Genomic DNA, 8,335 nt, shown 5'->3' on the forward strand with positions numbered 1-8,335 from the left:
GGAAATTAATAAAAAATCGATAAATTTGAACTCGATATCCTACTAAGGATATCACTGGACATTATTTAAACATGCATAAAAACAAATTTCTCGATACCATTTCCCAATATTGAAAATTGAGTTCCACTGCATGAAATAATCGTTTCAGTTATTACCAACGAATCCGTTAAACTGTTATCTAACAACTTAACCTACCCGTGCGTTAACCATTTAACCAAAAATAGCTATCTCAGTCGCCACACGAGCCTTCTTTAGATTGCGATTAACACATTGATTTTATTTGTACACAGCCAATAACACATTGATCACAAACAAGTGATTCAGTAATAAACTAACAAAAATGATATAAAAAAACGGCAATCCCAAGATAATTGGAATTACCGCCAGTACAATAAATCGATTAGATATTGCGATTAAAGCAACCAGATGAATCGATTAACTTAATTACTTTCCTCGTTGCTATCCATCAACTCACTTGCTGAGGCTGCCACATAAGGAATTTTTTTGTTTTCAATCGCACCGAATACCGTCAGAACAAAATCTTTTTGTTCGTCTGCGTTTTTATATAACCAATACTGAATATCAGGTAAACGTGGTAACCCATCAGCTTCATTCAAAATACGTAAATCTGCATTTTGCATTTCCATTGGCCTTGCAGTTACCCCTACTTCCGCATTAACTGCTGCACGAACAGCAGGCAGAGAAGCTGCTTCATAAGCAACATGCCATGACAAACCTGCATCATCAAGGGCACTAGTACAAAGTTTACGATATGGGTTAGTTTCATCCATAACAACTAATGGGATCGGCTCATTCGGACGCAATTGAAAATCGGGTGCGCTATGCCACAAAACAGGCACGGTTCTTAAAGCCGTTTTAGGATGGTGGCTAATTCTTGCCGTTGTTAATGCAAGATCTATCTCATGGTTATCAAGCATTGACTCAATAAACTGAGCTCGTTTAATGCGTACTTCAATTGCAATTCTTGGATAGACAGACGCGATACGATTAAGCAAGAAAGGTAATAGGATATCGACGGTGTCATCAGATGCACCGATGCGCAATTCACCATCAGCGTCATTATAAGTTAATGATGCCGTTGCATCGTCATTGGCGCGCAATATTTGCCTTGCGTAGCCAAGTAATTGCAATCCATGTGCGGTAAGCAGTTTATTTCGTCCATGACGAGCAAAAAGCTCACGACCGACTAATTGTTCTAAACGTTGCATTTGCTGGCTCACAGCAGATTGTGTTCGACAAACGGCTGCAGCTGCAGCTGCAAATGTATTAAGATCTGCGACAGCAACGAAAGTACGTAGCAAATCAAGATCTAGGTTCATGATGGGACGATTGGAATTTATCATCGTTCATTCTCTTATATAATTTTATGTTACCTGGTGTTTCTGCTCTCCTCCATGAGAATCAGCGAGTTTATAGCGACTACTAAGCGAGTGCATTTCTAATCCATAGATCTGCAATAACTTCTAATTATTTTACTTTTCCACCCTGCTCATCATTTATAATTGATAGAGCACGTGTGCAAATAGCATACTTCCAAAAATCAAATAATTTTAATAAAAAGGGGATGTTTTCCTAAAAAACAAACTAACAAAGCGCTTTCTAGAACACGCTTAAATAGTAACATATTTAATGTAATCACAATTATTTTAATGTAAGCACATTATAAAATTCGTTTCACTATTTACCTATAGTTATGAATATCAAATAGTTACAATTTTAAGCAACACCTTTTGTTAATAAAAATGACTCGAAACAATCAATATTACTAACAAAATCACACTAATTATTATAAAAAAAGGCTATTACAGCAAAAAAATCATGTCTATTTTAATGATTCAATGCTTAATATTACATTTTGATACAAATTTTCCTTTTTCCTCTGTTTTTCTGCTTTTTTACTTTTTATACTCCAAAACATCAATAAATGTTAAAATTATAATCCACACAATGCTATATTTTAGGAACATACAGCTAACTTAAACCATATAATAAGATACCAAACATTACATTTAAGCGTAAACCAACCTTTTACACCAAAAATAACCTTGCATCTTCAAAAGCTTCTGAGGGAGGAGTAGAGTAAAGGAATAACGCCGGCTCGACCAATGTAACCCTTAGGGTAATGAGAAAACTATGAATAATCTAACTAAATCCAGTAAGCTCGATAATGTTTGCTATGACATTCGTGGGCCCGTCTTAAAAGAAGCTAAACGCCTAGAAGAAGAAGGCAACAAAGTCCTCAAACTCAATATTGGTAACCCGGCCCCATTTGGTTTTGAAGCCCCAGATGAAATCCTAGTTGATGTCTTGCGTAATCTGCCTAGTTCTCAGGGTTATTGTGATTCAAAAGGCTTATATTCTGCCCGTAAAGCGATTGTGCAGCATTACCAAGCTCGCGGTATTCATGAAATGACCGTGGAAGATGTCTACATTGGTAATGGCGTTTCTGAATTAATCGTACAAGCCATGCAAGCGCTGCTTAATAATGGTGATGAAATGTTAGTGCCTGCGCCTGATTACCCATTATGGACCGCTGCGGTTTCCCTTTCAGGTGGGAAAGCCGTTCATTATATGTGTGATGAGCAACAAGGTTGGATGCCTGATATTGAAGACATTCGCAAAAAAATCACCCCGAGAACGCGTGGTATTGTGGTCATAAACCCAAATAACCCAACCGGTGCGGTCTACAGTAAAGATCTGTTAATGGAAATTGTCGAATTGGCTCGCCAGCACAATCTTATTATTTATGCTGATGAGATCTACGATAAAATTCTTTATGATGATGCTGTACATCACTCTATTGCCGCCCTCGCCCCAGATTTATTAACCATCACATTTAATGGTTTATCTAAAACTTATCGCGTCGCTGGTTTCCGCCAAGGTTGGATGGTATTAAACGGCCCGAAAAAACATGCAAAAAGCTATATTGAAGGTTTAGAAATGCTGGCCTCAATGCGCCTGTGTGCTAACGTTCCAATGCAGCATGCTATTCAAACTGCACTCGGGGGCTACCAAAGTATCAGTGAATTTATTCAACCAGGTGGTCGTTTATATGAGCAACGTAATCGTGCATGGGAGTTGATCAACCAAATACCGGGCGTTTCATGTGTCAAACCACAAGGTGCTCTGTATATGTTCCCAAAAATCGATATTAAACGATTTAATATCTATGACGACCAGAAAATGATTTTAGACCTATTGTTACAAGAGAAAGTGTTATTAGTTCAAGGTACCGCATTTAACTGGCCTGAACCCGATCACTTTAGAATTGTCACATTACCTTATGCAGATGATCTTGAAATGGCAATTAATAAATTCGGCCGTTTCCTTGAAGGTTATCGCCAATAAAAGCGGCATCAAACATAAAGTGAAAGCCTCCTACTCCGGAGGCTTTTTTATTCTAAATCGAGTCATCATTAATAGACTGTATTATTCTGATAATCAAATAATAGAAATAAAATAAATTGCCACCAAGAAAAAGCCCAATAATATAAATGGAAAATATTTCATATTGCCTCTTTATTTCCGAATTGAACATTCATTATATTTTTTTGATTCTATAATTCAACACAATTAAAATAACAGTTAAATTAAAGTCAAATACTGATTATATTATTATGATTGTCTTAATATGAAAATAAATATTAATAAATAATTACGAACTAGTAACTTATTAAAAAACAATAAAAATATATCACTACCACATTATTTCCGTTATAATTTTAGTTGTTTGCAGACACCACAGAAGAGGACTTATGAGCTACTTTTTCGCCCACCTAGCTAGAATGAAACTCATTCACCGCTGGCCTTTAATGCGCAATGTACGAACTGAAAACGTTTCGGAACATAGCTTACAAGTGGCTATGGTTGCCCATGCTCTTGCTATCATCAAAAATCGTCGATTCGGCGGTCAGGTTAATGCAGAACGAATAGCCATGTTAGCCATGTACCATGATGCGAGCGAAGTTATCACTGGAGATTTACCAACTCCGATTAAATATCATAATCAGCAAATTGCTCATGAATACAAAAAAATAGAGAAGTTCGCCCAACAAAAATTACTCGAAATGCTACCAGAAGAACTGCAAGATGACTTCCGTGAGCTAATTATTGAAGATTTACAAACTGATGAAGAACATTCATTGGTTAAACAAGCTGACTCATTGTGCGCTTATTTAAAATGTTTAGAAGAGCTTTCCGCGGGTAATAGTGAATTTAAACTTGCAAAAAAACGCCTAGAGAAAATATTAGAAGAAAGAAAAAGCCCTGAAATGGACTATTTTATGGAAAAATTTGTCCCAGGTTTTAAACTTTCCCTTGATGAAATCAGTAATTAATTTTTTTAGTAGGAATAATAAATATTCCTACTCTGCATAAGCAGTTATTAATTATACTTCGTTAAATGCCGTAGAACAGTCAGACGATGACGGAAAATGCACATACAGCCGCTTAAAGTCCCCATTAACCCCCAAAACCACTTTTCCTTTATCTTCAAAGGTAATAGAACAATAAAAACTCGATTTTGTACGATATTTTTTGCCACTTTTAGTTGTTATTTCAACTACCCAGTAATCATATGAATCATTAATACCGAGCTCATATTTAAATGCAAAAATATCTTTCATAACTGCTTTATTGGCAATATTAGACAAAGTTTGTGAACTGGGATATTTTTTCGTTCTGCTATTACTAAGGTTATTAACATAGTGCTCAATGACAACAGAACTTAAGTCTTCCCCCCAAAAGTTTTCAAATGTTGCCAAGCCCAAATAATACCTTTCCGGTGTAGCAGTTTCTTTATTCATATTATATATTCCTCACATTGATTTGTCAGAAATAAGCTAGCATTTCATTTATCAAATGAAAAAACGAATAAATATTAACGCTTACGTTTTTTTAATAAAAAACCATCAATAACGATTTGCTTTTCATTCGTTATTGATGGTAATTTTGAGATTATAAATAACAAAAATTAATTAAAGGGAAATAATACCGGTACAACCAAAATACTAATTAGCATTACGATAATAGTAAACGGCACACCAATTTTTAGGAAATCAGCAAATTTATACCCACCAGGCCCTAAAACTAAGGTATTCACTGGTGATGAAACTGGAGTCATAAAGGCAGCGGATGCGGCTATCCCAACAATCATGGCAAAAGGAAGTGGTGAAACCTCCATTTGACGCGCCGCCGCAATGGCAATCGGCGCCATTAACACCGCAGTTGCGGTATTGGAAATAAATAAGCCAATAGTGGCGCACAAAATAAACAGGCACAATAACATCACGTGCGGCCCTAACCCACCAGCCACTTTCATTAACGCATCGACAGCAAGTGCAATCCCCCCTGTTTCTTGTAATGCTAGCGCAAAAGGCATCATTCCAACAATTAAGATAATACTAGGCCAGTGAATTGACTTATAGGCACTTTCCATATCGATACAACGAAATTTCCCCATTAACAAACAGGCAATAAGTGCTGCAATAAAATTAGGAATTTCATTGGTCACCATCATCGCGACCATTAGCGCCAAACAAAACAAGGCATGAGGAGCCTGAGATGCAGCGGGTGCAACGGCCTCGACTTCAGCAGCTAGGTTCAATACAATAAAGTTACGCGGCTTAGTCGATAAAATTCGGATCAATTTCCAATCACCAATAACTAATAAAATATCACCTAACCTAAGCGGTTCATCAACTAGCTTTCCATCCAGTGCCTTGCCATCTCGACGAATACCAACAACGTTCAAACCATAACGAGTACGAAATTTAATGTCCCTCAACGATTTCCCCAATAGTTCGGAATCAGGGTTCATCGACACTTCAGCCATTCCCACATCACGTGATTGGTCTGAAAAATAATCTCCCCGTAAAATCATCGGTTCAAGAAGTTGCTCGCTACAAAATTGGCGCAAATCGTCATCACTCACGGATATATCGACTAATAAAACATCCCGCTCGCGTAGCTCGGTTCCCCCCGTTGCACTCACCATCACGCGACGGAATTTACGCCAACGCTCTATCCCAACCACGTTAGCTTCATAACGGGAGCGAAGATGCAGTTCATCAAGCGTATGGCCTATGAGTGGCGAACCTTTTCGGATAGCAAGGCGGCGAGCTCTACCCGTCAATTTGTAATCACGAATTAAATCACGGAAAGTACGTCGATAACGCTCAGGGAGTTTGTCGGGTTCATTACTGCCTAGCCAACGCCTTGTTAGCCACATGTAGGCAATACCGGCTAATAAAATGAGAATGCCTATAGGGGTAATAGAAAAAAATTGAAAGCCTTTGATCCCCTCTCGTACTAACTCACTATTCACTACCATATTCGGTGGCGTGGCCACCAGTGTCATCATTCCACTGATAAGCCCTGCGAAGCCTAATGGCATCATCAACCGGCTAGGGGACGTTTTCATGCGTGATGCAACGCTTAATACGACGGGGATAAAGATAGCCACCACTCCTGTGGAACTCATAAAAGCCCCTAACCCAGCGACGGTGAGCATTAAGAAAACCAGCATTTTGCTTTCGCTGCTTCCTGCAACGCGAACAAGCCAGTCTCCCATTTGATAGGCTATCCCTGTGCGAACAAGTCCATCACCAATAACAAACAATGCTGCAATTAGCAGGACGTTGGGGTCAGCAAAACCTGCGGTAGCTTGTTCTAGCGTTAAGGTATCGCTCAGCACAAACGCGACAATGACAAGTAACGCGACCACATCCATGCGAATTTTATTTGTGGTAAATAGAACTATCGCAATCAATAGAAGGGTTAAGACCCACAGCAATTCTCCGTTCAAAATATCCCCTTTCGACGAAAAAAAACATTGCTAAGAATTTTATTTAGTTAAGCATGTTTTACGGAGAATTTCTTTGATTAAATCACCATTAAGTCAAATTAGACACGAAAAGTTCATAATCACCATTATTGTCAGGTCCCATAACGGAAATTTGTTCCAATGAACTCACAATTACTTGAATTTCATCACGACGAGGCATCCCTTCTGGTGCATGGACTGCCACCACTTGGCAACCAGCTGTTAATGCTGAATGGATGCCTGCTTGTGCATCTTCAAAGGCAATACAGGATTTTGCAGGAAAAGAAAGTGCTTGGGCACCAAGTAAAAACGGCTCTGGGTCAGGCTTACCTTTGGACACTTTTTCAAATGTTACCCAATGTTTAGGCTCTGGTAACCCTGCCGCTTGTTGACGCCCATGAGCAATTGGTACAGTACCAGAGGTGACAATTGCCCACGGTGCACCAATTTCATTTAAACGCGTCAGCAAAGCAATAGCGCCGGGTAGAGCAACAACGCCCTCCACATCTTCGCTTTCCATTTTTTCTAGCCAATGGAAGTATTCCATAATTTCTTCATCACTCGCCTCGGGTAAAAAATGGCGCAAACTGGTCATTGCGGGTTTACCATGAATATAGCTAATAACTTCGTCCGCACTTTTACCAATACGCTCACCAAATTTGCACCAGCAACGTTCAACGACTGCGAGTGAATCCGCTAACGTACCGTCTAAATCAAATAGAAACCCTTTTGCCTTTAATTTCACATCTACCCCTTTAATTTTGCAATTCACATAACATAAAAAGTTGAATCGATTCTAGCCCACTAGTTAACGCTAAATAGGCGCCCATACGCAACCTCAATATTAAAAATAGTTAAGAATTGAGCCTAAGACATAAATTTGAATGCGCTAGGGCTGTTGATCTTTGTGTTTTTTGAACGACATGGTGATTTCTGTTGTATTTGCTTTTTTACGAAATCATTATATTGCTCCTGTACCACACAGGAAAAATGTAAAACTTACAGTTAGTTAGTACATCTGTCGATATTAATCACTTGTAATTTAATTATGGTGGGTTAAATACACTGATGAATTAGGCCGATAATTTCACTGTCAGTGAAGATGGCTTAAATTTTCTATTTTATTTGTTTTGAATCATGTGGTTGCGATAACTCCTTAAGCTGAAATATTTGGTTACATAGTTTATTTCTATGTACATTAGAACTTACTGGGCTTACCGCAGTTTGGTCTATTTTTTGCTCGATGATTATTCGATAATGATTCATTTTTGGTGTTTTTCTGGAGTTATATAGCGATATTTCAACCCGTTTACGCTAAGTCACTTATCCTAGAGAGATACAAACTGGCCCTCCGGTTTACAGTCCATTCATAAGCTTTTATTATCCTTAACTCAAATCTTACCGTGCGCACTGTCTGAGATGACGGAAATTAATCGATAATTATGTCGACCTAACCCAATTTGTCATTCTGGATAAAGGATATCGCTATGC

General features: G+C 38.3%; 6 protein-coding genes. 2 read left to right on the top strand and 4 right to left on the bottom strand.

Annotated features, from left to right (window positions below; all coding sequences use genetic code 11):
- Positions 1 to 440 precede the first annotated feature (440 nt).
- Positions 441 to 1,364, bottom strand: a complete 924-nt coding sequence (locus tag SJ312_RS06510) for a LysR family transcriptional regulator (RefSeq protein WP_036958083.1) — start codon at positions 1,362 to 1,364, stop codon at positions 441 to 443.
- A gap of 790 nt (positions 1,365 to 2,154) precedes the next feature.
- Between SJ312_RS06510 and SJ312_RS06515 the strand changes: the two genes are divergently transcribed.
- Complete coding sequence (locus tag SJ312_RS06515) at positions 2,155 to 3,369, top strand: pyridoxal phosphate-dependent aminotransferase (protein ID WP_004259802.1); 1,215 nt, start codon at positions 2,155 to 2,157, stop codon at positions 3,367 to 3,369.
- A 407-nt stretch (positions 3,370 to 3,776) separates the two neighbouring features.
- A complete protein-coding gene (gene yfbR / locus SJ312_RS06520; RefSeq protein ID WP_004259798.1) occupies positions 3,777 to 4,358 on the top strand; it encodes a 5'-deoxynucleotidase in 582 nt (193 codons plus the stop codon).
- Positions 4,359 to 4,409: 51 nt separating this feature from the next.
- Here yfbR and SJ312_RS06525 read toward each other — a convergent pair whose 3' ends face one another.
- The 3 genes from SJ312_RS06525 to SJ312_RS06535 all read right to left on the bottom strand — a co-directional run bounded on the left by SJ312_RS06525 (position 4,410) and on the right by SJ312_RS06535 (position 7,589).
- Positions 4,410 to 4,826: a hypothetical protein gene (locus SJ312_RS06525; protein ID WP_232062784.1), complete on the bottom strand. Its 417-nt coding sequence runs from the start codon at positions 4,824 to 4,826 to the stop codon at positions 4,410 to 4,412.
- A gap of 167 nt (positions 4,827 to 4,993) precedes the next feature.
- Entirely contained in the window at positions 4,994 to 6,826 is a 1,833-nt protein-coding gene (locus SJ312_RS06530) for an SLC13 family permease (RefSeq protein WP_004259790.1), read from the bottom strand.
- Between the two features lie 88 nt (positions 6,827 to 6,914).
- Complete coding sequence (locus SJ312_RS06535) at positions 6,915 to 7,589, bottom strand: sugar phosphatase (RefSeq protein ID WP_036958082.1); 675 nt, start codon at positions 7,587 to 7,589, stop codon at positions 6,915 to 6,917.
- Positions 7,590 to 8,335 lie beyond the last annotated feature (746 nt).

Origin of the sequence: Providencia sp. CIM-Carb-044 (assembly GCF_033901115.1) — a bacterium.
Taxonomy (GTDB): Bacteria; Pseudomonadota; Gammaproteobacteria; order Enterobacterales; family Enterobacteriaceae; genus Providencia; species Providencia hangzhouensis.